The organism is Candidatus Bandiella numerosa, from assembly GCF_029981845.1.
GTDB classification, from domain to species: domain Bacteria; phylum Pseudomonadota; class Alphaproteobacteria; order Rickettsiales; family Midichloriaceae; genus Aquirickettsia; species Aquirickettsia numerosa.
The window spans coordinates 84,430-110,199 of the sequence record NZ_CP104164.1 but is presented as its reverse complement, the minus strand read 5'-3'; the positions used below and the strand labels follow the sequence as shown (position 1 = coordinate 110,199).

The following is a 25,770-nucleotide window of genomic DNA, read 5'->3' as shown; positions in this document are numbered from 1 at the left end:
ATTCAACACTTAGTAAAGTAAAATAAAATGCAAATAGTGATAAAATAATTAAAATAGGTGAAACAAATACAGGCATTAATTTTTCTGATATACAGTAGCAATTTCGGCTTTTAAATTATAACTCATCTTTTATGGGGTCATTACATAAAGTAAATTTTAGCTCCGTATCACTATGAAGAGAATTGTTAAATATTGGATAAGTTAATTCTGATAATTTTGTTTGCTTATCACTGCAATCTTTATTCATTACTACTTGGGCATTTTCATTATGCAAAAGATATTTTTCAAATTGTTTTAAAGAACTAAATGTACTCGTATTAGAAATATTAATTTTTTCATAATCACTATGTTGAGTGCACTGATTTTTAACCGCGCTTTCATCATACAACTCTGTCATTTGCTTAAATATATCAACTATGAGTTTTATATGATAGTTTTTTTTAGTATTGTCATTATTTGCAACCCCATATGTTACTGAGGTAGTAGTTAGATTTTTAGCAAATATATAACAAAAGATTGTGTCTTTCAATTCTGAGATATTAATTGACTCCTGGTTATTATTTTGATGGTACTTTTTCATTTCATGAAGAATATTACTGTTCTTAAATAGAAAAGCGTAATCTACTGGCTTTAGGTGCGCTATTTTATCGTTAGCAAGATATAAATTTTCTGCACATTCAGCTCTTAATAATTCCGTAAATACATTTTTAAGACCGAAAACTGCCACTAAATGAAAAAAATTAAAATTCATAGCATTTTTTTCACATACAATCTTTTCTTTTTGTAATTTTTCTATAGCACCTTCTTCATCTTTTTTTTCAATCAGCTTGAATATTTCTAGCTGATAAAACGTCTGTAATTTATAAGCTATTTTTTCATACTTACTTCCCTTTAAAGCTAATAAAAATTCTTGCAATGATGATTTATTGGGAATACTGAATTTATATTGAGAATTAATGATTTGTGCAGTAAGAAGGCCAGTATTTAGTAGTAAATATGAAAAAAAGAGTTCATTATCTAATTCGTCCAACCAATCATAATCAAATAGCGAAACGTAATTTTTAAAATCCATTTGAACCGAACCATGTTGTGCAATTCCATCAAGTTTTTCACTAAAATTATTATTTTTATTTGCTTCTTGAGCTAATAGTGCTCGCAAAATAGTTTCATCACCAAATTCAAAATATTCTTTATTTTCTCGTGTATACTTGAGATGTTTAATGGTTGCTGACGGAATGCTTTTGTGCACTTGCGAATCAGCAGGTACAATATATCCGCCATAGAAATCTTTTATAAAATTTACAGTTTTTTCGCTGTTAATAGAGGAAAGTCGTGCAACTAATTTATTGATTTCTTCATCAGAAAACCCAAAACTTTTGCTAAAATATTTATCACTAATGCTGTATGTCATTATGCTAGTACAGCCCATTTCATATTCTATTACTGTAGGATCAAATGTTCCTGTTAAAATAACTTTTTCTGTATATTCATTATTTCGCACAGTTGCACACACAGTACTAGATATTAAGGAGGCAACCTTACTAATCATGGAATCGTCCTTGTATAACCTATTACCTGCTAGGTTATATAGAAATAAAAATTTTACTGGTGCATCGTAATCATCTACCAACACATATACCTTTTTTCCGTGATGTTTGAATAATAATTCACTAAGGAATGTTAGGCTTTCTTTTAAAGCAAATAAATGAAAGTTACCCGAATGATCTTTATAGATATATTTTTTAAAATCTAATTTTTGCTCATCACAAAGCTTATCGCTATCAGCTAAATATGAATGCTCCTTATATAAGGATTTTATCAAGTATTTTAATCTTTTTTCTACATTAACAAAAGAATTTCCAATAACATCTTTTAAACTAATATAGATCACTGGATATGAACCTTGGTATTTCATATAATGACCAGAATTAACACTATTAATAAAAAGAGGTTCAAATATGTCCTTATTACAAGTAATATTTTTATCAATTATCTCGAGATCACTTTTTTTCCAAAACCAAAAAAAATTACTAAACCAGCTATTGTCCATAGTAACAGATTTTTCTCGCCTGCAATCTGCATTTTCCAGCTCAAAAAAAACTTTTAGCATATTGAGATTTAGAGTTTTACCCCATCCTCTAGGATATGTAATTAATATTGATTTTTGGCTGTTATCGATAACTTGTTGTATAAAAGATGTTTTATCAACAAATAATAAATTACTTTTTGCCGCTAATTTCTTAAAATCTGTAACAGCATCAATATTGTTTTTATTTTTTTTTGAAGTAGACATCAGTAACAACTACACACAACACAACTTGGATTGTACTATGTAAAACTGTGAGTATCAAGACAATTTATTTTGGTGATGAATTGATGGTTGATATGGAGTTAAATACAGAATCTATAGAGTAGAGATTAGTTTATATATCTAACAAAATCATTTGGAGTTATTAAATTTCATCGATAATTATGTTAATTATCATTTTTACAAATCTAAACTATAATGCGTGGATTGTATTTTATAATTAGAAGAACGTCAACTGACGATGACCTCCCTAATATAAATAACTTTCTGGTTGTAATGTCTAGCTAGCTAAAGCAATGCCCTATGTAAGTGTGTTTTTTCTATGGTATTTTAATTGAAATTTCTAATACACTGTCGCAGGTATCCGTAACCTGTTACAACGGTTAGTAAAGCTGCAATCCAAATAGATATCTTTCCAATTAAGTTAGTATGAGGTATCCCTGTAGTCTCTTCTCCTAAAAGTAATATAATGATAGCAATCATCTGAGCAGCTGTTTTAATTTTGGCTAAATGACTTACTGGCACGCTTACTTTTACTTTTAGTTCTGCTAAATATTCGCGCATTCCAGAAACTAATATCTCTCTACACAAAATAACTAAAGCAGGGAGCACTGGTGCAATGCTTCTATCTACCATCATCATAAGAGTTGCTGCAACAAGCAATTTATCGGCAATTGGATCTAAAACTTTTCCAAAATTTGATTGAACTCTCCATGTTCTAGCTAAAAACCCATCAAAATAATCAGTAATACTCGCAAATATAAAGATTGCAGCTGCGGTATAATGTGCAATTTTAGAATCAATGTAAAATGCTGACACCAAAATGGGTATTAAAATTATTCTAAGTGAAGTTAAAATATTTGGTATATTTTTTTGCATAATATTGTGCTTACACTTTGTCGTTAGACTTATGTATATACTGAAAAATATTTTTTGCCAATTTCTTGTTTATACCTTCTATTTTAGCAATGTCTTCCTCACTTGCCAATTTTAAATTATTTAGCGAATCAAAATACAAAAGCAAGCTCCTTTTTCTTTTTTCACCAATGCCTTTAATCGCATCTAATTCCGATTTCTTACTACTTTTCCTCATTAAATTTCTATGTGATGTCACTGCAAATCTATGAGCTTCATCTCTAATATTTTGTAAAAAAAGCAGTGTTTTATCACTCTTATCAATCTGGAAAGAAAATTTTCCATTTTGATGGAAAAATTCTCTTCCAGAATTTCTGTTTAATCCCTTTGACATTGCAACTATATTGACATTACCAATATTCATATTATTAAATTCATCAGTTACAGCGGATAATTGACCCTTTCCTCCATCGATTATAATTAAATCAGGCAAAGAGCTTTGATCAATCTTTTTAAATCTGCGTCTGATCACTTCTCTTAACATGTGATAATCATCCATACATTTTTTATTAGTAATCTTATATTTTCTATATTCACTTTTAATGAATCCTTCCTGCCCTACCACAACTACGCATCCTACTGGATTAGCTCCATGATTATGGCTATTATCATAAATTTCAATTTTTTCGGGTATAAAGGGAAGAGCAAATTTTTTAGCTATATCCTGAAATATATCTATTTTTGTTAAATAATTTTGGATGTATTTGTTATACACCTCCTTTGTATTTTCAATCACAAAATTAAAAATATTTTTATCATTCTTATTTTTTGGTAGGATTATATTAGATTTAGTTGTGCTTTGAGTTACTTTTGATATACTTTTAAAGTCCATATTTTCAATATTACACCAAATCTCATTAGGTATTTCATTATTTTGGTAATATTGAATAATGAATCTGTAAATAATTTCTTTTTCTGATTCTATTGGATTTCTGTCAAAAAAACGGCATTTATCGCCGAAATTATGACCGTCTCTAATTATATATACCTGTATGCAGTATTTTTGCGAAGAAGATTCTTCATAGAAAATGAATATATCAATATTTCTGTTAGAAAATCCATGAAAAATATTTTTTGACTGCACATAATTTAATAACTTTATTTTATCTCTAATATTTGCTGCTTTTTCATATTCCATTTCATCACTATAATATTGCATTTCTCTTATAAAATCTGAAAAAATTTCTTGAGTCTTGCCAGATAAAAACTTTTTTAAATTGGTAATAGATTTGCTATAATCCTCTGGGCTTATTTTATTTACACATGGCGCGCTACATCTTTTTATTTGATACATCAGACAAGGCCTTCTTCTTGTTGAGAAATAATAATCACTACAACTTCTTATTAAAAATAATTTTTGAAGTTCAATAATAATTTTGTCCAGCTTGTCAACTGACAAAAACGGACCAAAATATATTAAAGCATCATTTTTTTTACCTCTAAATTTTTTTAACTTAGGGAAATTATGATTTTTATCTAGTACGATATAGGGAAAGCTCTTATCGTCTTTTAAAGCAATGTTATATTTGGGCTTGATGCTTTTTATTAAATCTGCTTCCAATATTAATGCTTCAATTTCAGATTTAGTAAAAAGAATGTCTATTCTCTCTATGAGAGATACCATTCTTTTTAATCTGTAGGATAAATTATTAATATTTGCATACTGAATAACTCTCTTGCTTAAATCCTTTGCCTTACCTATGTAGAGAATCTGGTCATCCTTACCAATCATCTTATAAATACCAGGTCTTGAAACAAGAGTATTGGCGCAATTTTTTATAGCACTAATGCCATTTCTAATATTAATATTAATCAAATCAATAAAAAAAATAAGTATTTGATAATACTATAAGATTTTAGTAGAATAAACGAAATAAGTTTATTTTTTTATGGCAGGCGGATCAGGAGATTATACTACAGGTGGTTCTATAGGAGGGGGTATGCACATTGACATTGCGCCTCTTAAAGATATTAATGTTTCATTTGAAAATTTACAAAAATCAAAAAATCTTGGTTCATTTGTTGAATCTTCACCAGTTGGTGCAATTTCCAGATTAGGTAATACTTTAAAAGGCATGAAGGACGTGGTTTCTATTTCATCATTGACACCAATGACTGCAATCTCTCCACCAGTTACCCCTATTGGTGCAGGTGCTAAGTTACCAGGTCTTATGAGTCGTAAGGGCTAGTACACATAATTGCAATTAATTAAAACATGAGCTCTGAAGTTGAACTGATTAAGTCTAGGATTCTACCTTCTGAGATAATTGCCAAAAAAATTCTACTTAAAAATAGGGGTGGGGCAGGTTATGTTGGTTTGTGTCCGTTTCATAGAGAAAAAACCCCTTCTTTTTTTGTGAATGATGATAAACGTATTTATCATTGCTTTGGGTGTGGTGTGCATGGAGATATCTTTAGTTTTGTAATGCAAGATGAAGGGATTCCATATAAAGAAGCTTTGGAAAAATTAGCTGATATTGCCGGTGTAAAGCTAAGAACAAAAAATAAAAAAGAAATTGAAAAATTTGAAAAAGATAAAATTTTCTTTCATATATACAAAAAAGTGGCTGAATTATACCAGGAGCAATTATTCAGTGATATTGGTAAAAATGCACTTAATTATGTTTTATCTAGGGGGATAAAATTAGAGATAATAAAGCAGTATAACTTAGGTTTTTCACCCAAAGATCATTCAATTATATTAAGTGAGTTGAAAAAAGAATTTTCTGAAGATGATTTATTTGATTCAGGAGTTATAAATAGAAAAAATGACTTTACTTATGATCCTTTTTATGGCCGCTTAATATTTCCTATAAAAAATAGAGCTGGAGAATGTATTGGGTTTGGTGGCAGGATATTAGGTGATGGAGAGCCTAAGTACTTGAATTCAGCAGAAAACCCTATATTTATAAAGAGTGAACATTTATATGGATATAATTATGCAAAGAATATTATTTATAAAGATGGTAACGTAATAGTAGTTGAAGGGTATATGGACGTTATTGCTTTAGTAAATTGTGGAATTAAAAATGTGGTAGCGCCACTTGGTGCTGGCATAAAATTAAGTCAAATTCAAATTTTGTGGGATACATGCCAAGAGCCCACTATATGTTTCGATAATGATTTGGCTGGCAAAAATGCCGCAAGAAAGATTGCATATGAGAGTTTAAAATCTATATCTCATAACAAATCTCTAAAGTTTGTTAAATTAACTAATGGGAAAGATCCAGATGAAGTTATCAAAAATAAAGGTGTTGAATTTTTTAAAGACTTAGTCTCTCAAGGTATAGCACTGTCTGATTATATATTTGAAATTGAATCAAATAAATATAACCTAAGCACTCCTGAGAAGAAAATTGCTCTTAAAGTTAATTTGGAAAAAATTTCAGAAAGTATAGCTAATTATTCTCTTAAAAAGAGTTATTTACAACATTTTAAAAACAAATATTACGATCTAATTTATAAATTCAGAAAATCATTATATGCAAAATTATCTGTAAAAAATTTTGAATTAAGTTCTTCCCAATTTTCTGTCATATCAAAAGAGAATAAATTATATCAAGAAGGTCTTTTTATCTTAAGTATTTTATGGAATTATCCAGATTTATTAGACGATAATAAAATAATAGAAGATCTAATTGAGGCTGATTTATGTAATGAACTTGACAATATAAGAAAAATGCTGTTAGATTTCTCCCTTAGTGATGATAATGAGTTGTTGTCATTTTACAATAAAAGCATTGCAAATCCAACAGAAAAAAATGATTTCAGTAGAACAATTGAGAAGTTGACTAAATTTACAAAATTTGAATCCCAAATAGAGGCCAAGGAAAATTTGTTTAGAGCATTTAACATAAAAAAAATGCGAACTATTAGGGACGAGATAGAATTATTAAAAAATCAATTGTTGTTAACTGTTGATGACAAATTGATGAAAAAAATGTTATACTTAAAGAAGTATGAGAGACAACTTAAGGATGAGATAGCAAATCAATAATTTTACATTATTTTTAACTAAAAAATAAACTTATAATGACAAATACAAGTATCAAATTTCAAAATTCTAAACTTCATGATAAATTGAAAGAATATATTAAAATTGGCAAAATATCTTCTGAGGAACTTGATAAAATTATTCCTGAGGATGCAGATCATGAAGTGGTGAAAGGGGTAATTTCTTTTCTCAAGGAATCGGGAATAACAATTATAAACAAAGATACTGAATCAAGTGTAGTGGAGAGAGATAGTGAAGGTGATGATGAATTTGAATCTTCTTCGGAGAGTATCGTAGGTGGCATTGGTAACGATGATCCTGTTAGAATGTATTTAAAGGAAATGGGTTATAGGTCATTACTTACCAGAGAGGGTGAGGTTGAGGTAGCTAAAAGAATTGAAGAAAGCAGGAAGAATAAGCTATTTTTTTTAATTCAAGCTCCTATGTCACTCAAAGATATGCAAGATTGGTATGATGATATACTGACTGGGAAAAAGCTACTACGCGAAGTTATAGATATTGATGCTACGGCAAGTAGTGAGCGATCATTTGATCAGGATGATTCGACTAATGTTGATTTTGATGATAATGAAGAAAGCAACGAGGGTGAATTTGATGCAGAGCATAATACATCTATTTCAGCTATAGAGAATGAACTTAAGCCAAAGGTTTTAGAAATTTTGTTAAAAATATCAGAATATAGTAAAGAATTACTAAAGTTTTATCACGATAACAATAAACTGAAAGATAGCAACTTGAAGAAAGTGCTAGATAAAAAGAAGCAAGATATTATTAACGAGAAGACTGGTAAAATAGCTGAGTTATTGGATGAAATAAAGCTGGATGATCAGTACATTAACAGCATTTTTATGTTGCTAAAAGATATTAATAAAAATATCATCCAAATAGAATGTGACATATTTAAAACTGCAACTCAATCTAAATTCAATAGAGCTCAGTTCATCGAGGTGTATAATAGCATTAAACTAGATAATGAATGGTTGGAATCTTTGACCAAAAAGGGTATAAAATATGCAAAATTTATCGATGATAATTTGACATTTTTTCAAAAAATAGGGCAAAAATTCGAAAAAATAGAAACAAAATGTGGTTTGCCAATTTTTGAGTTTAAATTAATTTTTCAGAACATACAAAAATGGGAGAGGGAAGTTACAAAAGCTAAAAAAGATATGATAGAGGCGAATTTAAGATTGGTAATTTCAATTGCTAAAAAATATGCCAATCGTGGGTTACAGTTTCTTGATTTGATACAAGAAGGAAATATTGGATTAATGAAAGCTGTTGATAAATTTGAATATCGTAGAGGATATAAGTTTTCAACTTATGCAACGTGGTGGATTAGGCAGGCTATTACTCGTTCAATTGCTGATCAAGCTAGAACAATTAGAATACCAGTGCACATGATTGAAACAATAAATAAAATAATACGCACATCCAAGCAATTAGCGCATGATTTAGGCAGAGATCCTACATCTGAAGAGATCGCGGAACAATTGTCAATTCCAGTAGATAAGGTGAGAAAAGTATTGAAGATTTCTAAAGAGCCAATGAGTTTAGAAAATCCCATTGGTGATGATGAAGGAAGTATGTTGGGTGATTTTATCGAGGATACCAATGCAATTAAACCAATCGATTCTGCTGTGCATTCAAATTTGAGAGAAACAACTACCAAAGTTTTAGCAACCTTAACACCAAGAGAAGAAAGAGTTTTAAGGATGAGGTTTGGTATAAGTATGGAAACTGATCATACTTTAGAAGAAGTTGGGAAACAATTTGATGTTACGAGAGAAAGAATTAGGCAAATTGAAGCTAAAGCACTTAGAAAATTAAGGCACAAAACCAGATCTAGAAAATTAGATAGCTTTATGTAATATCAATCACTTTAAATAATTTAAATGTTAAGTTATTTTAGGGAATTGGTATAAAATGATACAATTGCTCTTTCGATAAATTTAATGATGATGAAGATTATCTTGTCGTAGGAGAGATTAATATAGGTTATTCTTTGCTTCTCGGATGAAAATTAATAAAATTTTTCATTAAATAGTTCATATCAATTTTAGTATATCTTTGGGTAGTAGACAAATTCTTGTGGCCCAATAATTCCTGAATTGTTCGTAAATCTCCTTCAGAATTAGCTAATAAATGTGTTGCAAAACTGTGTCTTAGGGAATGAGGTGTGGTGAAATCAGGTAAACATAACCCTGCTCTCAATTTTCTTAGGGTTTTTCGAAAAACATCAGGATTTAGCTTATCTCCTTTCTCTCCATAAAATAAAAAGCTGTCATTTTGAAATTTATATGGGCAGGAAGAAATATAGCTTTTTATTTGTCCTTGAATTATTGGCAGTAAATATAGTTCCCGTTCTTTGTTGCCTTTTCCTGAAACAAGTACTCTAAGAAATTCATCGTAAAAATTATTTACCCTAAGGTCTAATGCTTCACTAATTCTCATCCCGCATCCATATAGCAAATATGCGATTGCTTTATTTCTTTGCCCAATCCAAAAATTATTACTAATTTTTTCTATGGCATTCATTATTTCAATTGCAGATTTTACTGGTAATGCTCTAGGTAGTGGTTTATTTAATTTCGCAATTTTTACAAGATTTATATTTTGATTTTCTATTTTGTATTGCTCTTTCAAAAATTTATAAAAATTTTTTATTGAGGATATGGTTCTATTGTTAGAAATGCTTGCTATATTATTTCTTTTTCTAAATGCCAGCCAAGATCTAAAATCATGCACTTCTAATTTATCCAATAACTCAAGTGATATTGATTCTCCATGATGATTAAAAATAAACTGTAAAAAATAATATATATCTGTGATATATGCATTGATTGTATTTTGGGAATAATTTAGGTTTTTATCAAGATAAGTTATCCAATCGTTTAAACATTTCTGCATTTCCTTATTAATTTTTAGGTTATTCATTTAAATCCAGAGCTGTCTATAGTGTATATGTAAGGGCTATTCTATTTAAAGCATTAAACAAAAGCAAATAACTATTGATAATGGTATAAATTTTATTGCAGAGAGGTGATGATTAAAGCTTCCTACCGTAGTTGAGTAATTATTGCGCTAATTATGGATAGACTTTGTCCTTTATACGGATTTACAAAATATGCTATTTCTTGCTATGTAGCACAGATTAAATATTTATAACAGGCTTGATTTTTAATGGTGATAGGAGTAATACTTAGTTAAATTTTGATAAATTAGATGCCAAATGAATAATCCTTCTGATTCCTCTTTTTTGTCTCAAAATGCTTTGTTTATAGAAGAGCTATACAATGAGTATTTGAAAAATCCAAATTCAGTTGATGAAAGTTGGAGAAAATATTTTTCTGAATCAGAAGAAAATAAGGATGATTTTAAAGATTTTTTTTCAGGACCAAGCTGGAGAAAAAGGGACAATAAAATTATAGGCTACCAAGACAAAGTGGATATTGATGTCAAAAAGGAAAAAGACATTCCAAGTAAAATTAGCAATATTTCACTAAAAATAGCAAAGTTAATAGATGCTTTTAGATCATATGGGCATATGGCTGTAAAATTAGATCCTTTAGGCTTGACTAATACAAATCTTCCTAAAGAACTTGATTATAGGAATTATGGCATTAAGGAAGAAGAATTAGAGCAACAAGTATACGTAGATGGAGCTTTTGGTCAACAAGAAATGCTATTAAAAACTCTCTACCAAAATCTTGTAAATACCTATAGTGCAAGGTTTGCTATAGAACTTACTCATATGGATAATTTACAAGAAAAGGAATGGTTGAGAACTGAAATTGAAAATGGTGTAGGTGTTATAAATTTTGATAAAAATAAGCAAGCTAAAATTTTTGACAGTTTGGTAAAAGTTGGGATGTTTGAAGAATATCTTCATACAAAGTTTCCAGGTGCAAAACGTTTTTCGATTGAGGGTGGTGAAGGTACTATTACAGCAATTGAGGAAATAATACAGATTTCTGCTGGCAGTGGTATTAAAGAGATGGTTTTAGGAATGGCTCATAGGGGGAGGCTGAGTGTTTTGACAAAAGTTATAAAAAAGCCCTACCATGTTGTTTTTTCTGAATTTAAGGGAGGGGTTTTTATCCCAGACAACCTCAATATGCCTGGTGATGTTAAATATCATGTTGGGGTGTCTTCAGATATTAAAGTTGATGAAAAAGATATACATTTAACTTTAACGCCTAATCCATCTCATTTAGAGTTGGTAAATTCGGTGGTTATGGGGAGAGTAAGAGCTAAGCAAGATTTAATTGGCGATAAAGATAGAAGTGAGGTATTGGGAATATTGCTTCATGGGGATGCTGCTTTTAGTGGGCAAGGCTCTGTAATGGAATTATTGGCTTTAGGTGGAACAAAAGCATATGATACTGGTGGAACTATACACATAATAACGAACAATCAAATTGGATTTACCACTAATGCTTCAGATGGTAGATCATCAAGATATTGCACAGATATAGCTAAAATGGTAGGCGCTCCAATTTTCCATGTTAATGGAGATGATCCTGAAGCTATTGCATATGTTAGTGCGATTGCTGCAAAATACCGGTCTAAATTTAAAAAAGACGTGTTTGTTGATATAGTTTGTTATAGAAAATATGGACATAATGAAGGTGATGAACCGATGTTTACCCAGCCTAGGATGTATGACATTATTCATCAGCACAAAAGCCCTTCTGAGATTTATAGCCTTAAATTATTAAGTCAAGGTAGTATTGATAAAGATACAATTCAGCGAAATAAAGAAGTGTTTAAGGATTTTTTAGATAAAGAATTTGAATTGTCGGATAGTTATAAACCTCAGAGTGCTGATTGGCTTAAAAATGATTGGAAGAGCTTTGACGAATTTTTAACTGATGATAACAGTAATGTTGTTACTGGTGTAAAATCCAAAGAACTAAAAAATTTAAGCGATCCTTTAACAAATGTACCTGATGACTTTAAGTTAAATAAAAAGGTTGAGAGGCTACTTAACAGCAGAAAGCAAATGTTGGATATAGGCGATGATATAGATTGGGGAATGGGAGAAACAATGGCTTATGCATCGCTATTAAAAGAAGGGTGTAATATTAGATTTACTGGAGAAGATGTTGAAAGGGGCACTTTTTCTCATCGCCATGCGGTTTTAGTAGATCAAGAAAGTGAACAAAAATATATCCCATTAAATAATCTGGGCAATGATCAAAGTGGCAAACTTGAGATTCATAATAGTATTTTGTCTGAATTAGCAGTAATGGGATTTGAATATGGTTACAGCTATTCTAATCCTAAAACGTTAGTTATTTGGGAGGCGCAATTTGGTGATTTTGCAAATGGTGCTCAAATGATTATTGATCAATATTTGGTTTCAGGTAAGGCCAAGTGGCTGAGGATGAGTGGACTTGTTCTACTTTTGCCACATGGATATGAGGGTCAAGGACCGGAACATAGCTCCGCAAGGCTTGAAAGATTTTTGCAACTAAGTGCAAATAATAATATCACAGTTGCAAATTGTACGACGCCTGCATCAATTTTCCATTTGCTTAGAAGACAAGCTTTGAGGACATATAGAAACCCTTTAATAATAATGACACCAAAATCATTATTAAGGCATAAATTAGCAGTTTCTAAATTAACGGACTTCGCTGATGGTACGCATTTTAAATCTTTAATAGAAGATAATATAAGAGATTTTAATAAGATAGAGAAGCTGATATTTTGCAGTGGTAAAGTTTATTATGAGTTGTTTGAAGAAAGAGAAAGACGCAATGAAAATAAAGTTGCTTTGATAAGATTAGAAGAGCTTTATCCATATCCTAAAAAGGAGATAATTCAGCAGTTTGGCAAATATAGAAATATTAGACAAATTATTTGGTGCCAAGAAGAGCACAAAAATATGGGAGCATGGCAGTACATTAAACCAAAATTTGAAGAAGTATTAAAAGAGATTGGCAATAAATTAGAGGTGAAGTATGTTGGTAGAGATGAATCCTCATCTCCCGCAGCAGGATATATGAAGTTGCACATCGAAGAATTAAATAAATTTTTGAAAAAAGCATTTGAATAATAGGAGTTAAAATTATGGCAGTGAATATTACAGTTCCATCGTTGGGAGAGTCAGTTACAGAAGCTACTGTGGCAAAATGGCACAAAAAAGTTGGGGAGCAAATTAAAGTTGATGAAATTTTATTAGAGCTGGAAACTGATAAAATAACGTTGGAAGTGAATGCGCCTGTTTCAGGAATTATTAATGAAATTAAATTTAATGAAGGAGATGTAGTAGCGGTAGGTGATACTTTAGGTTCTCTTGAAGAGGGAGGGGTTGCAGAAATACAAAAAAATATTAAGGCAGCTACAAATGAAGGCACTATAGATGTTAAAGATGCTCAACATACACAGCTACAGATTACTAGGGATCAAATTTTTTCTCCAGCTGCCAGTAAAATTGCATCAGAGCATAATTTGCAAAATATAGCCAATACTACAGGGAAGGATGGGCGTGTTACCAAAGGTGATGTCCTATCTGCGATATCAAACTCTCAGACTCAAAATTCAGTAATTTCTCAACCTCATGAGCAACTTGAGGAAAGAATAAAAATGACCAGGTTGAGACAAACAATTGCTAAAAGGCTCAAAGATTCTCAAAACACTGCTGCAATATTATCAACTTTTAATGAAGTAGATATGTCGGCGGTTATGAAATGCAGAAAAGATTACCAGGATGCATTTAAAGAGAAATATGGTGTAAAACTTGGATTTATGTCATTTTTCGTTAAAGCTACAGTTGTTGCTTTAAAGGAAATACCAGCGATTAATGCTGAAATAGACGGAGAGTATTTAGTCTACAAGAATTATTATAATATAGGTGTGGCTGTTGGAACGGAGCATGGGCTTGTTGTTCCAGTTGTTAAAAATGCTGATAAAATGAACCATGCAGATATTGAGAAAAATATTGTAAATCTTGGTAAAAAAGCCAGAGAAGGTAAACTTGCAATGAGTGACATGCAAGGTGGGACATTTAGTATTACAAATGGTGGAATATATGGTTCTTTACTGTCCACTCCAATAATTAATCCACCTCAATCTGGTATACTTGGCATGCACAATATAGTAGAAAGACCAATTGCTGTTTCAGGTCAGGTTGTCATACGTCCTATGATGTACATAGCTCTTTCATATGATCATAGAGTAGTAGATGGAGGTGAGGCTGTTACATTTTTAAAGAGAATAAAAGATATGGTAGAAACGCCTGAGAAGCTTTTGTTTGGATTATAGTAAATTATTAAGGGTTTGGTATTATGGAAAAGTATGATGTTTTAATTATAGGCGGTGGCCCAGGTGGATATGTTGCTGCTATTAAGGCTGCTCAGCTTGGTAAAAAAGTTGCATGTATAGATAACAAGCAATTTATAGGTGGTACATGTCTAAATGTTGGGTGCATACCATCGAAGTCATTATTAAATATCACTCATAAATATCATGATGCAAAACATAATTTTGCTTCAAGAGGAATAGAATGTAAGGATATTAGTTTTTCATTAGATAAAATAATGAAAACTAAGGATTCAACAGTTTCTGGTTTGGGACAAGGTATAGCTGGTCTATTCAAAAAGAATAAAGTTGATTATTTTAACGGGCTTGGCAAATTTGAGTCAAATAATAAAATATCTGTAGCTTTAAATGGTGGTGAAAATAAGTTATTAGAAGCAGATAACATAATAATTGCAACAGGTTCTGTTCCAGTGACTTTGCCAAATATCAAAATTGATGAAGAAAAAATAGTTACTTCAGATGGTGCGTTATCTCTCAAAAAAGTTCCTAAAAAGATGATTGTAATAGGGGGTGGAGTAATTGGGCTTGAGCTAGGTTCGGTATGGTCAAGACTTGGTGCTAAAGTTGAAGTTGTAGAATTTGCAGACAACATCTTATTTGGTTTTGACAGTGACATAAGAAAAGAAGCAAGGAAAGTATTTGAAAAGCAGGGATTAACCTTTAAACTTTCTTCCAAAGTAACCTCAGCGCAAATTAAGAACGGTAAAGTGGAAGTTGAGATTACGTCAATATCTGGAGGCAATTCGGAAAAAGTTGATTGCGATGTTGTTTTGGTGGCTGTTGGTAGAAAACCTAATACAGAATCATTGAATTTAGGTAAAATTGGCATCAAATTGGATGAAAAGGGTAGGGTTATGGTAAACGGGCAATTTAAGACGAATATTTCGAATATTTATGCAATAGGAGACGTTATTGCTGGACAAATGCTTGCGCATAAAGCATCTGATGAAGGTGTTGTTGTGGCTGAAATTATTGATGGGCAACATGGACATGTCAATTATGATACCATACCTGGTGTAGTTTATACGCATCCAGAAATTGCTTCTGTTGGCAAAACTGAGGATGAATTAAAAAATAATAATGTTGAATACAAAATTGGCAAATTTCCATTTCTTGCTAATAGCAGAGCCAGAACTTCCGGTGAGACAGATGGTTTTGTTAAGATTATTGCATGTAAAAAAACTGACCAAATTTTAGGTGTTCATATTATTGGTGATGCAGCGGGAGAATTAATTGCTGAGGCAACAGTTGCTATGGAATTTAAGGCGGCATCAGAAGATTTAGCAAGGATTTGCAATCCACATCCAACATTAAATGAAGCGATAAAAGAGGCCTCTCTTGCCGCATATTTTAAACCAATTCATTTATAATTTAGAACTTGAAAATTTTTTTAACAAATACTCTCTCTGGTAAAAAAGAAGAGTTTGTACCTATTGATAAAAGTGATATTAAGATGTATGTATGTGGTCCTACTGTTTATGATAGGCCGCACATAGGCAATGCTAGGTCATCCGTGATTTTTGATCTTTTATTTAGGCTATTGAGAAATGTATATTCCAAGGTTACCTACGTAAGAAATATAACTGATGTTGATGATAAGATAATTGACGCTGCAAATAAAAATAATGAGAGTATTGAGTTATTAACAACTAGAATAACACAATATTTTCATGAGGATTTAGGCCATCTAAATTGCTTAATTCCTAATCAAGAGCCTAAAGCTACAGAAAATATTCCCGAGATGATATCTATGATAACAAGGCTTATAGAACTAGGCCACGCTTACGTTAGTGATGGGCACGTATATTTTGACATCGATAGTTATGGTGATTATGGTAGGCTTTCAAAAAGGAAAATTGATGATCAAGATATTGGTGCAAGGATTGAGATTTCGGAGCTAAAGAAAAATCCAATGGATTTTGTGTTATGGAAGCCAAAAAAACAACATGAAAAAATGTATTTTTATAGTCCATGGGGCAATGGAAGACCTGGTTGGCATATCGAATGCTCTGTTATGAGTAAAAAATATTTGGGTGATAATTTTGATATTCACGGTGGTGGTGTTGATTTGGTTTTTCCTCACCATGAAAATGAAATAGCCCAAAGTATTTGTGAATCAAAAAATAACAAATTTGCAAAATACTGGGTCCATAATGGATTTTTGACAGTAGAAGGTGATAAGATGAGCAAAAGTCTTGGAAATTTCATAACTGTTAAAGAGCTGTTAGATAGAGGAATTAGTGGAGTGGCGCTGAGGTATTTTTACTTAACCTCACATTATAGAAGACCACTGGATTTTAATCAAAAAGCATTAGAAGATTCACAAAAAAGCATAACTAAATTTCAAAAATTTATTCAAAAGTATGGTGAGAAATTTGATGCAAATTCAAGAAAGATACCAGATGAATTTTTATCATATATAGCAGATGATTTAAACACACCTCTTGCACTTTCCTTCATTCATAAATTATCAAGCAAAGCGCAAGAAGGGGATGAAAATTATGCTATAGATATGCTTAATTGTTGTGACTTTTTAGGACTTAATCTTGAAGAGAAGTTTGGAGAAATTCAATTAACTCCAGAAATTATAGAGCTTGCAGAAGAAAGAAAAAAACTAAAGGCAAATAAAAAATGGGAAGAAGCTGATAAAATTAGGATGCAAATAGAGGAGCAAGGTTATAAGATTGTCGACACAAAAGATGGATACGAGATAATTTAATTTTGCAATTTTTAAGCAATAGTTTATAATATACCTCATATTTTACAGGGGTGTTTTATGACTACAACAATAAAAATTATCAAAAATAACCAAGATTCAAAAGAGCTTCTTGAGCAAATTTTCAACTTTATAAATAATCCAATCTCATGCGGAAGCTATGGAGATGGTAAACATTGTGAAAAAGGTGTGGAAGGAAAGTTAAAATTATGGGGAGGTAGAGGTGATAATGGTAGTGAAAGTGATTGTAAATTAGCAAGGGTTATCACTATAGATGATGAGCCAGCTGCATTATTTAATATTGGGCTAACTGGGTCAAGCCCAACTGTGTCAGACAGAACGATTTGTGAATATACCAGCTCACCTTTTGTTAATGGTGTTTTGAATAAAATTGAAAATTTTTTATCTAATGTATCTTCTCATTATTTTACTAAAAATAATGTTTATGAATTTTCTGGTATATTTATTGCGGATAAATTTTTGGATAAGAAAGATAGCATTTCTAATAGTATTGGCAATATGGCTAATATTTGCAAAGCAGATGATGGTTTTACTAAAGCCTTTTTAACTATCAGAAAGGATCATCCATATCAAAAAGATTTATTTTTGGGATTTGGTGGAAAAGAGCTAACTTGTGATAATTATACTGAGTTAATGGGAGAGAATTCATTTCACCCAGAAAGGTTTAAGTGTGAAGATGGAAAATTTAAAGAATGTGCATCTTGGGGCAGTCAAAAAATAAAGCATAAAGGTTGGCATGAATCAGATAATTGCGTTGATTTTGTTGAAAAAACAGCGTTTATTTTTGATATTAATCAAGATCATTTCAATTTTGGGCATTTGGAATTGTAATATTAAGATATAGCATGTTTTGAGGCTGGGCTTTTTTAAAATTCCTAGCTTCAAACTGCCGAGTATTTCACTTCAGTTATAAATACAACCTTCTGTTGGTAGACATTAAATTTATAAGTTATTAAATATATATTTAATATTTAATCAGAGGTAGTGAATGGGATTATTGAAGGACTTAAAAAATGCATTTAAGACATTTACTAATTTATCGTCTAAAAAAAAACCTAAAGATCTAAGTAATCTTGATAGAATGAGTGTTATATCACAAGATAGTGAAAATACTAACTTACGTGATCTGAAGATCTAGATCTATCCGCTAAAGAACACGGTAAGGAGCTCTATAAAATACCAGATGAAATGGATCCATTAGTAAAAATTGAAAAAGTAGAGGGTGAATTAAGTAAAATTAGGGATGCAATAGTCTCAAAAAATACGGCCTTAAAACCCGTGGAAGATGAAATAGCCTCAAAAAATCAGGGTATGAGAGAGAAGCAAGTTGCATTAGTAGGATTGGAAAGACTTTATGGTAGAACAAAGAATGGTCCTGATCCAATAAAAAATGAATATGGAGAAGTCACAAAAGATGCAATGCTAAATGAAATAAACCAAAAAATGAAAGGGGTGAGTGAGGAGTTTGGGAAATTAGAACAAGAATCGTGGCAATTAGGGGCTAAAAAGGCTGAGTTAACTAGGGAGATAAGCAGTTTAATTGATAATGAAAAAATTACGATAAAACAGTTAGATGGTGAATACGTAAAGTTAGAAAAGTTAGAAAGACAAACTAAGACTCTTGAGGAAAAAGAAAATAAGCAATTTGAGAGTGAATTGAGCTCAACTGCATTTAGTAGGGATACTAATAGCTTAAACAGTTCAAAATTGAAAGTAAATCTTGATAAAGTGCATGATGGTGCGGAGTGGGAATTGCAACCTAGACAGTCTAATCAAGGAGTAAATAAAATCTTAGAGCAGCCTGGTAAAAATCACAGTAATGAAACGCATGTTCAACATGAAAAAGATAATCGTTTAAGTCATACAGGCTCATCAGGAAGGGGGATGTAAATAGCGTTGAAAGTTTTGCGCGGATTTCATGAGAGAAGAAGAAAGAGGTTTTTTGATTTTTTGGGTTATTTGTACATAACTTGATTTTTTGGGAGCATTTGTGTACAATTGCTAGATTAATATTTGTATACAATGTCAAAAAATAGCAAGCATAAGCTAAAAAGATTTACTCTTGAGGAACATCTTTTAGAGTTTAAATATTGCTTAATGAAGGTGGTATTTTCTTTTATAATTATTACCATAATCACTTTTCAATTTAGTTGGGATATATTTTATTTGCTCTCAAAGCCACTCTCAAAGCTTTCAGAGGGAGAGGGAAATTTTCACTTTATATACACTAAGTTAACGGAAGGTTTTATGACTGAACTAAAAATTTCTTTTATTTCAAGTCTCTTTTTATGTTCGCCAATTTTTTTCTATCAGCTTTATAAATTCTTAGAACCAGGGCTATATAAAAAGGAAAAAAAGGTTGTTATGCCATATATATTTTTTCCTCCAATGTTATTTTTGATAGGGGTACTATTGGTATACTTCGTTGTAATGCCAATAACTTGGAGATTTTTTATAAGTTTTCAAGATATAACTCCTAAACACGGCATTCCAATTATATTAGAAGCAAAGATAAGTGAATACGTAGATTTAATTGTGGAGTTATTCATAGGTTTTGGATTGGCATTTCAATTGCCTATATTATTAGTGATGTTAACAAAATTAAAAATTATTAACTATCATCAATTAAAAAAATTTAGGAGATATTCGATAGTATTAATTTTTATTTTAGCTGCTATACTTACTCCACCAGATGTAATTAGCCAAGTGATACTTGCATTACCGCTTGTGTTGTTATATGAAATTTCTATAATTTTATGTAAAAGAGTAAAATAAGTATGCATGATATTAAATTTATAAGAGAAAATAGTAAATTATTTGATAAGGGGATGGAAGGTAGAGGCATTCGTCCATGCTCTGAAGAAATATTGTTCATTGATAATATTGTGCGGGAGAATAAATCTAAAATTCAGGATTTACAACATGAAAGAAATGAAGTTGCCAAACAAATGTCTTTCATTGATCATAAGGATGAAAAATTTGAAATATTGAAGGAGAGGGGTTATGAAATCAAGCATAAAATACATATTCTGGAAGAGCAAAAAAATGAGGCGCAAGAAAAACTCAATAACTTTTTGATTTCGCTTCCTAACCTTCTTGAAGAAGGGGTTCCATATGGTGAAAAAGAAGAAGATAATCAGATTATAAGAAAATTTGGAGAGCCAAGGCATTTTGATTTTACAGTTCGTTCGCATTACGATATAGGCGAAAGTTTAGGATTAATGGATTTTGAGACTGCAACAAAAATTTCAGGTTCAAGATTTGTTATATTAAGAAAGGATTTTGTAAGATTAGAGAGGGCACTTGCAACTTTTATGCTTGATGTTCATGTGAGAGAGTTTGGTTTTGAAGAAGTTTCCACTCCAGCATTAGTACTGGAAGAAACGATGTTTAAAGCTGGTCAATTGCCAAAATTTGAAGAGGATTCATTTAAAACTACCAATGGTTATAGACTGATACCTACTTCTGAGATCCCTCTTGTGTGCATGGCAGCTGATGAAATTATAGCTGAGAGCGAATTGCCACGAAGATACACGGCTTATACCCAATGTTTTCGTTCAGAAGCTGGAAGTGCTGGAAGAGATACCAAAGGAATGATAAGGCAACATCAATTTTCCAAAGTGGAATTAATAAGCATTGTAAAGCCAGAAGAGTCAGTAAATGAATTAGAAAGAATAACGAATGCTGCAGAAGCTATTTTACAAAAATTGGAATTACCATACAGAGTGGCACTTCTTTGTACTCAAGACACAGGATTTTGTTCACAAAAAACTTATGATCTTGAGGTTTGGTTGCCATACGAAAAAAGGTATAGAGAGATTTCTAGTTGTTCAAACTGTGGTGAGTTCCAAGCAAGAAGGATGAAAGCTAGATATAAATCACTTAAAGATGGTAAAAATTACTTTGTTCATACATTAAATGGGTCTGGTTTAGCGGTGGGTAGAACAATGATCGCAATTATAGAGAATTACCAAAATGAAGATGGTAGTATTTCTATTCCAAAAGAATTACAACCCTTTATGCAAAATCAAAAAATAATTAAAAAGGAAAAATGACTAAAATTAACGATATTAAATCAAAGTATGAATATGCGTCTTTAAATAGAAAAATAATTGCATTTGGGATTGATGTTGTAATTATAACATTGGTGCTATCTCCAATTATGAATTTACTCATGATGATATTTTTTGGATTTGATACTAATTATATGATCGATATTGATAAAAGTCTTGATCAAACTAAAATCATGACTTTTTCATCGGTTATGAGTTCTCTTTGGAGTACAATAAGTAATCTAAGATATATAATGGTGCAGTTAATTTTACTTATGTTGGCAATGGCGTATTTTGTATTTTTTTGGTATAAAATGGGGGCGTCAATAGGTAAGCTGATAATGAGATGTAAGATAGTAGATGCGGATAGTTATAATGATATAACAATGAGGCAAGCCATTAAAAGAATGGCAGGACATTTTTTTAATTTAATAACATTGGGAATGGGGTTATTTATAGCAGATTTTACCAAAAAAAAGCAAGGTTTGCATGATAAATTTGCCAATACAGTGGTAGTGATTAAGAGGAAAAAAGAGAGTTAGAAATTAACTTTCTTTGTCCTCTATAGCATAAGTCAGATATGCATTGGCATCGTCATTCTTCGCTTATGTAGATTTTACTACACTTCGCTCATCACTCCTTGTCACTACATATCTGACTCAAGCCCTATATTCTTGATGAATATTTTCATGTTTTTATTGCAATTTGTTTGGTCATATTTTTTTGAGATCTCTTTGAAGTTTTTATCAAGGAAATAGTATATTTGCTCTAAATATTGTTTATCTTCTATTATTTTGCATGCAAGGTTTATTTTTTCTCCCCCCCCAAGTGCATCTAAAAGATCATTATATGTTAGATAGCTGCCAATATTTTTTACAATTATGTTGGGTGTTTTATATCTTTTTTGTAATTTTAAAATTGTTTTAAAATAGCCTTCTTGATCATAAATACTGCAGGTTCCATGTTTTTTCCACTCATGCTCTATTAAATTAGTTGGCATCATTGTTTGTATTTCTCTTAAGGTATATACATCAATGTTGTACCAATTTACAGAGCAACTGCTATAGGATTCACAACCGATACTCTTGATACAATATGATGGGTGATTTGAAAATTTTTTTACATTATCTTTGTTTGGCCATAGTCCATGCGGGGATAAATTTTGTGTCATATATTTTGTCAAATTTTTGCATTCATTTTTGGGTCCGCTTAAACAAAATGTTGGATACCAGCTTTGTGCAAAAACATAATAATCAAATTCCCCAGATGTAAAATCAGTTTTATGATTAATTTTTGCAAAACATAAAACGATATTAAATGATGTAATGCACAGAATTAATATAATTTTTATTAAAATTATACGTAGGCTTGTTTTGAACATAAAATTTATCCTATTGTGTTATTTAACTCTTTTTAGTATAAGGTGAATTAGTTTTCTCAGTAAGTCATAAAAATTAAAAGTTAAATGAAAATATTAATAGTAACTTTATACTTTATAGGAATTATTGTAATAGGAATTTATTATTCAAAAAAGGTTAAAACTTCTAAGGGTTTTGCATTAGGTGGTAGAAAATTAAATGCTATTACAGCAGCGCTCGGTGCTGGAGCGGCTGATATGAGTGGATGGGTGATGATGGCGTTGCCTGGAGCTGTGCTTTTAAATGGTATTTCTGAAATTTGGTTACCAATAGGTTTGATAATTGGTGCATACTTGAACTGGCAATTTGTAGCTAGGAGAATTAGAGTGAAAACCCAAAAATATGGTGATTCAGTAACTATAGCAGGCTATTTATCAAATAGATTTGATGATAAATCTGGATTTTTAAGGGCGATAGTTGCGGCAATGACTGCGATATTTTTTATTATATATATTGCATCAGCGCTAGTTGCGTTGGCTTTCTTAATTGAAACTTATACTAGTTATGACTATGAGTACTGTTTGATTTTTAGTGGAGGATTTGTTTTACTTTATACCTCTTTAGGTGGATTTGTTGCAATTAACAAGATTGATGTAATTCAGGGTTCATTAATGTTATTCGCTCTTCTTTTAGTTCCAATAACAATTTTGATTGGAGATGCTGGCCATATCAACACTCTTGATCTAAATCTTAGTAATCCATTTTTAAATATTGATATAATTACTTTAATATCATTATTAAGCTGGGGATTGGGGTATTTTGGCCAACCACATATTTTAGTGAGATTTATGGCGATAGAAAAATCAAAAACCCTTAGAGCTTCAAAAAATATTTGTATGAGTTGGATGACTCTATCACTAATAGGTTCTTTTTGCATAGGACTGTTTGGTAAGTTATTATTTGAAAATATTGATGATATTAATCCTGAAACAATATTTTTGCTTTCAGCAGATAAGTTATTTCCAAGTTGGCTTTCAGGTGTTGTTTTAGCAGCAGTGCTAGCAGCAATTATGAGCACTATATCGGCACAATTGCATGCAACAGCTTGTTCCTTAACAGAAGCTATATCCTTGAAGGTACTAGAAAAATACAATAAAATTTTGATAACAAGAGTTATTATGTTTTTAGTAATATTGATTTCTCTAGTGTATGCATCTAATCCTAAAAATACAATCTTGGGGCTAGTATCTTTAGCATGGGCAGGTTTAGGAAGTGCGTTTGGTCCAACTATATTATTTTCACTTTATTCAAAGAAAATGACAAAAATAGGAGCATTAAGTGGAGTAATAATAGGTGGGCTTGTGGTTGTTATATGGCATTCATTAAAGCCTAGAGGAGGTATTTTTGAGTTATATGAAATTATACCTGGATTTATACTGTCAAGTTTGGCTATAGCTCTAGTGAATAATATAGGTTGCAAAAAATAAATTTTAATGTACTAGTGTTTCTAACTTAATTAAGTAGGTAATTGCATGAAAATAAGTTATAAGATTGCATTCACTTCATTACTTGGAAATTTAATAGAATATTTTGGCTTTACGCTCTTTGCCATTTTTGCAAAAGAAATAGGGCAATCTTTCTTTCCAGAATTAGATTCATTTGCACAAGTAATTTCGGTATTTATAATTTTTGGTACAGGCTTTCTTTCGAGGCCAATAGGCGCAGTTTTTTTTGGGCATTTCGGAGATAAAGTAGGTAGAAAAAAGAGTTTAAGTTACACGATACTTGGAATGTCAGTCGTAACTTTCCTTATAGCTATTTTACCGGGATATCAAGCTATAGGAATTTTTGCCCCAATTTTTTTATTAGTGCTTAGATTGGCGCAAGGATTTTTTGTTGGGGGTGAGGGACCAGGCGCTGCACTATTTATGCTTGAGCATAGTAAAATAGCGAATAGAGGGCAAGCTGGTGGTATAATAATTGCCTCGATAGTTTCTGGATCGTTTTTAGCTGTATTAGTTGGTATATTAATGAATAAACTGGAGATAGATAGTTCTTTTAGTTGGAGGATACCATTTTTTATTGCGTCATTTTTAGGATTAATTGGTTTATATTTAAGATTTTTTTTGCCAGAAACAAAGGACTTCATTGATATACAAAAAAAACAAAAAATTTTAAAAATTCCAATTCTAAGAGTTTTTCGAGATTATTGGAGAGAGATAATTTTAATAGCGTCATTGGGAGGGGTTACTACTGCTGCATCGTATACCATTATGGCATATTTGACTCCATATTTGGAAAAGCAACTTAATATAGAACATTTACAAGCTTTAAAATATTCTTCGTTCTCGATATTTTCTTATATCGTATCTTTGATAATATTAGGACGTATATCCAATAGGTATAGCCCAAGGAGCTTTATTGTATTTTTTTCATATTTAGCAATATTATTATTTGTTCCAGCATTTGTAGCTCTAAATCATTCAAATAGCATAATATTTGTTTTGGGCTTACTCATTTTGCCTATTATAACAGGTGGATTATGTGCTCCGGCATATCCATATGCAATTGAAAAATTTGCTGCAGAAGTTAGGTATAGTGGAGTGGGGTTAAGTTATACAATTGGTATTGCGATTTTTGGTGGGTTCTCACCCCTTGTGTGCTCCTATTTAATTAAAATTACAGGTTTGTGCTATGCTCCAGCCTTTTATATTATAGGCTTGGCTATTTTGTATCTATTTTTCGAAAAGATTATAGAGGGGAAAAATTTGTAGTTTAATAATTCTCTGAAATTATTTTATATAAAGAGTTAAGTTAATTTTGTTGGTTATCAATAAATTATAGCACTTCGTAAAAATTATAAGAGGAAAAAAATTTATACAGCTTATTTAGTTGCATGGTTGAATTAGGGGGAAATATTTAAAGGCAACTACTCAAATAAGGGAAGTTAAATAGCTAATGATTTGTAAAAAAAAAGATAAAAAATTTTAAATAAGCAAATGCATTTACGTATATTATCAAAAAAAGTGTATAGAAGTATTAAAAAGTCGTTGACT

The 25,770-nt window shown here is 31.0% G+C and carries 20 protein-coding genes; 15 read left to right on the top strand and 5 right to left on the bottom strand.

Going from position 1 to position 25,770, the window contains the following annotated elements:
* Nucleotides 1-115 precede the first annotated feature (115 nt).
* The 3 genes from N3Z17_RS00485 to uvrC form a co-directional block, all read right to left on the bottom strand.
* Nucleotides 116-2,293 carry an AAA family ATPase gene (locus N3Z17_RS00485; protein WP_282472066.1) on the bottom strand — a complete coding sequence of 726 codons (2,178 nt, stop codon included), beginning with the start codon at nucleotides 2,291-2,293 and terminating at the stop codon, nucleotides 116-118.
* Between the two features lie 345 nt (nucleotides 2,294-2,638).
* Nucleotides 2,639-3,187 carry a CDP-diacylglycerol--glycerol-3-phosphate 3-phosphatidyltransferase gene (gene pgsA, locus N3Z17_RS00480; RefSeq protein WP_282472065.1) on the bottom strand — a complete coding sequence of 183 codons (549 nt, stop codon included), beginning with the start codon at nucleotides 3,185-3,187 and terminating at the stop codon, nucleotides 2,639-2,641.
* Between the two features lie 10 nt (nucleotides 3,188-3,197).
* Complete coding sequence (gene uvrC, locus N3Z17_RS00475) at nucleotides 3,198-5,039, bottom strand: excinuclease ABC subunit UvrC (RefSeq protein ID WP_282472064.1); 1,842 nt, start codon at nucleotides 5,037-5,039, stop codon at nucleotides 3,198-3,200.
* A 73-nt stretch (nucleotides 5,040-5,112) separates the two neighbouring features.
* Here uvrC and N3Z17_RS00470 point away from each other — a divergent pair, with 73 nt between their 5' ends.
* Genes N3Z17_RS00470 through rpoD form a run of 3 tightly spaced genes read left to right on the top strand, consistent with a single transcriptional unit; the run spans nucleotide 5,113 to nucleotide 9,109 of the window.
* Nucleotides 5,113-5,412 carry a hypothetical protein gene (locus N3Z17_RS00470; RefSeq protein ID WP_282472063.1) on the top strand — a complete coding sequence of 100 codons (300 nt, stop codon included), beginning with the start codon at nucleotides 5,113-5,115 and terminating at the stop codon, nucleotides 5,410-5,412.
* A 26-nt stretch (nucleotides 5,413-5,438) separates the two neighbouring features.
* Nucleotides 5,439-7,220 carry a DNA primase gene (gene dnaG, locus N3Z17_RS00465; RefSeq protein WP_282472062.1) on the top strand — a complete coding sequence of 594 codons (1,782 nt, stop codon included), beginning with the start codon at nucleotides 5,439-5,441 and terminating at the stop codon, nucleotides 7,218-7,220.
* Between the two features lie 35 nt (nucleotides 7,221-7,255).
* Nucleotides 7,256-9,109, top strand: a complete 1,854-nt coding sequence (rpoD, locus tag N3Z17_RS00460; RefSeq protein ID WP_282472061.1) for an RNA polymerase sigma factor RpoD — start codon at nucleotides 7,256-7,258, stop codon at nucleotides 9,107-9,109.
* 127 nt (nucleotides 9,110-9,236) lie between these two features.
* Here the strand turns inward: rpoD and N3Z17_RS00455 are convergent, their stop codons facing one another.
* Nucleotides 9,237-10,148 (bottom strand): tyrosine-type recombinase/integrase, encoded by a 912-nt coding sequence (locus N3Z17_RS00455; RefSeq protein WP_282472060.1) that lies wholly within the window; start codon nucleotides 10,146-10,148, stop codon nucleotides 9,237-9,239.
* A 322-nt stretch (nucleotides 10,149-10,470) separates the two neighbouring features.
* On the opposite strand from N3Z17_RS00455, the gene N3Z17_RS00450 reads away from it, so the two are divergent.
* The 10 genes from N3Z17_RS00450 (at nucleotide 10,471) to N3Z17_RS00405 (ending at nucleotide 21,898) form a co-directional block, all read left to right on the top strand.
* Nucleotides 10,471-13,302, top strand: a complete 2,832-nt coding sequence (locus N3Z17_RS00450) for a 2-oxoglutarate dehydrogenase E1 component (RefSeq protein ID WP_282472059.1) — start codon at nucleotides 10,471-10,473, stop codon at nucleotides 13,300-13,302.
* A 14-nt stretch (nucleotides 13,303-13,316) separates the two neighbouring features.
* A complete protein-coding gene (gene odhB / locus N3Z17_RS00445) occupies nucleotides 13,317-14,510 on the top strand; it encodes a 2-oxoglutarate dehydrogenase complex dihydrolipoyllysine-residue succinyltransferase (RefSeq protein WP_282472058.1) in 1,194 nt (397 codons plus the stop codon).
* A 23-nt stretch (nucleotides 14,511-14,533) separates the two neighbouring features.
* Nucleotides 14,534-15,937 carry a dihydrolipoyl dehydrogenase gene (gene lpdA / locus N3Z17_RS00440; RefSeq protein WP_282472057.1) on the top strand — a complete coding sequence of 468 codons (1,404 nt, stop codon included), beginning with the start codon at nucleotides 14,534-14,536 and terminating at the stop codon, nucleotides 15,935-15,937.
* An 8-nt stretch (nucleotides 15,938-15,945) separates the two neighbouring features.
* Nucleotides 15,946-17,286 carry a cysteine--tRNA ligase gene (gene cysS / locus N3Z17_RS00435; RefSeq protein WP_282472056.1) on the top strand — a complete coding sequence of 447 codons (1,341 nt, stop codon included), beginning with the start codon at nucleotides 15,946-15,948 and terminating at the stop codon, nucleotides 17,284-17,286.
* Between the two features lie 57 nt (nucleotides 17,287-17,343).
* Entirely contained in the window at nucleotides 17,344-18,135 is a 792-nt protein-coding gene (locus N3Z17_RS00430; protein WP_282472055.1) for a hypothetical protein, read from the top strand.
* Nucleotides 18,136-18,292: 157 nt separating this feature from the next.
* A complete protein-coding gene (locus tag N3Z17_RS00425) occupies nucleotides 18,293-18,442 on the top strand; it encodes a hypothetical protein (RefSeq protein WP_282472054.1) in 150 nt (49 codons plus the stop codon).
* A 50-nt stretch (nucleotides 18,443-18,492) separates the two neighbouring features.
* Nucleotides 18,493-19,194 carry a hypothetical protein gene (locus tag N3Z17_RS00420; RefSeq protein ID WP_282472053.1) on the top strand — a complete coding sequence of 234 codons (702 nt, stop codon included), beginning with the start codon at nucleotides 18,493-18,495 and terminating at the stop codon, nucleotides 19,192-19,194.
* 132 nt (nucleotides 19,195-19,326) lie between these two features.
* Nucleotides 19,327-20,079: a twin-arginine translocase subunit TatC gene (gene tatC / locus N3Z17_RS00415; protein ID WP_282472052.1), complete on the top strand. Its 753-nt coding sequence runs from the start codon at nucleotides 19,327-19,329 to the stop codon at nucleotides 20,077-20,079.
* 2 nt (nucleotides 20,080-20,081) lie between these two features.
* Nucleotides 20,082-21,359, top strand: coding sequence for a serine--tRNA ligase (gene serS, locus N3Z17_RS00410; RefSeq protein ID WP_282472051.1), 1,278 nt, complete (start codon nucleotides 20,082-20,084; stop codon nucleotides 21,357-21,359).
* Nucleotides 21,356-21,898: an RDD family protein gene (locus tag N3Z17_RS00405; protein ID WP_282472050.1), complete on the top strand. Its 543-nt coding sequence runs from the start codon at nucleotides 21,356-21,358 to the stop codon at nucleotides 21,896-21,898. The genes serS and N3Z17_RS00405 overlap by 4 nt, the downstream gene beginning before the upstream one ends.
* 104 nt (nucleotides 21,899-22,002) lie before the next feature.
* On the opposite strand, the gene N3Z17_RS00400 is transcribed toward N3Z17_RS00405, so the two are convergent.
* Nucleotides 22,003-22,737: a ribonuclease T2 family protein gene (locus N3Z17_RS00400; protein ID WP_282472049.1), complete on the bottom strand. Its 735-nt coding sequence runs from the start codon at nucleotides 22,735-22,737 to the stop codon at nucleotides 22,003-22,005.
* Between the two features lie 84 nt (nucleotides 22,738-22,821).
* On the opposite strand from N3Z17_RS00400, the gene N3Z17_RS00395 reads away from it, so the two are divergent.
* Both N3Z17_RS00395 and N3Z17_RS00390 read left to right on the top strand, forming a co-directional pair.
* Nucleotides 22,822-24,201, top strand: a complete 1,380-nt coding sequence (locus N3Z17_RS00395) for a sodium/proline symporter (RefSeq protein WP_282472048.1) — start codon at nucleotides 22,822-22,824, stop codon at nucleotides 24,199-24,201.
* Nucleotides 24,202-24,246: 45 nt separating this feature from the next.
* Nucleotides 24,247-25,488, top strand: coding sequence for an MFS transporter (locus N3Z17_RS00390; protein ID WP_282472047.1), 1,242 nt, complete (start codon nucleotides 24,247-24,249; stop codon nucleotides 25,486-25,488).
* Nucleotides 25,489-25,770: the final 282 nt, after the last annotated feature.